Source organism: Streptomyces sp. NPDC057428, assembly GCF_042803195.1.
Classification (GTDB): Bacteria; Actinomycetota; Actinomycetes; order Streptomycetales; family Streptomycetaceae; genus Streptomyces.
In genome coordinates, this window is sequence record NZ_JBHVCT010000224.1 from 1 (window position 1) to 1,405 (window position 1,405).

At 67.8% G+C, this 1,405-nt stretch carries 1 protein-coding gene; it reads right to left on the reverse strand.

Features of this window, described 5'->3' with window-relative positions:
- On the reverse strand, positions 1-1,004 hold a 1,004-nt coding region (locus ACFU5K_RS31895; RefSeq protein WP_384068238.1), incomplete at its 3' end, for an Ig-like domain-containing protein.
- Between the last annotated feature and the right edge of the window lie 401 nt (positions 1,005-1,405).

Consider the following 1,405-nt stretch of genomic DNA (forward strand, 5'->3'; position numbering starts at 1 on the left):
GTGAAGGTCACCGAGCCGGTGGGTGTGCCGCTGCCGGGTGCGACGGCGGTGACCGTCGCGCACAGCGTGACCGTCTCGCCGCACACGGACGGGTCCGGGTCGACCGTCAGCGACATCGCGCTCGGGGCCGGGTTGACCGTCACGTCTTCCGTGCCGGTCCCGCTCGCGTAACACCCGTCGCTGCCGTAGGTGACGGTGACGGTGCCTGTCTCGAGCGTGGTGGTGGTCAGGCAGGCGGTGCCGGTCGGGTCCAGGGTGAGCGTCTGGTTGAGTCCGCCGGGGCCGGTGAAGGTCACCGAGCCCGACGGGGTCCCGACGCCCGAGGCGATCGGCGACACGGTGACGCAGAGCGTCACCGACTGGCCGCACACCGACGGGTTGGGGTCGGCCGAGACGACGATCGAGACGGGTGCGTGCTCCACCACGTGCAGGGTGAGGGGCGAGTTCGACGCGTCGAAGTTTCCGTCACCGGTGTAGAAGGCGGCTGACTGGTGGAAGCCGACGTGCAGGTCGTTCATGCTGACCTGCGCCTGTCCGTTCCCGTCGACCGGGGCGGTCAGCACCGGGCCGTCATCGCTGATGATGAAGGAGACCAGACCGGTGGGGTTTCCTGCGGCCGGAGGGACCGGGGTGACCTGCGCGGTGAAGGTCACCAGCTCGCCGCAGTACGAGGGTTCGGGGTCGAAGGACAGAGTGGTGGTGGTGCGCGCGAGGGAGACCTCCTGGGTGTCCGTGCCCCCGGACGGGTCGTACTCGGCGTCGCCCCCGTAGTTGGCGTCCACCGCGTGGAGACCGACGTCGAGGTCGCCGGTCGTGTACTGGGCCTGGCCGCTCGCGTCGAGGGGGAGCGTCGCGACGGTCACAGCGTCGACGAGGAACTCGACGGTGCCGGTCGGGACGGGGCCGCCGACGAATTCCGGTTGGACGGTTGCGGTGAAGGTGACCGATTGACCGAAGACTGATGGATCAGGCGCCGATGTCACGGTGGTGGTCGAAGTGGTCATGCCCAGACTCCTTTTGGATGACGCACGAGATCAGGTGATCCGCCATATCGCGGTGTGTGGTGCGTGGCCCGAATTCAGGCACGCACGTGGACACCGGCCCAGCGTTCAGGAGGAGTTGGAGGCATCACCCGCCGATAAGGGCAGTAGGCCCTTCGGTGGGTGCATTAGGCTAGAAGGGCGACGGTTATGCCACTCGATCGGCGCAGCGCACTTCGGGGTACGGGAGGTGCAAAACCTCTTTCGCACGGCGCATCTGCGCGAACCTCTGCGACTACCCGCGCAGGAGAAGGATCACCCATTCATTCGGGGTCTTCGAATTTGATGGGGGTGCGGCGGTGACGGGCGGGCTCGCCGGTCACGCTGTGTGAGGTAGCTCGGGTGGTGGTACCCCGGACGCAAGG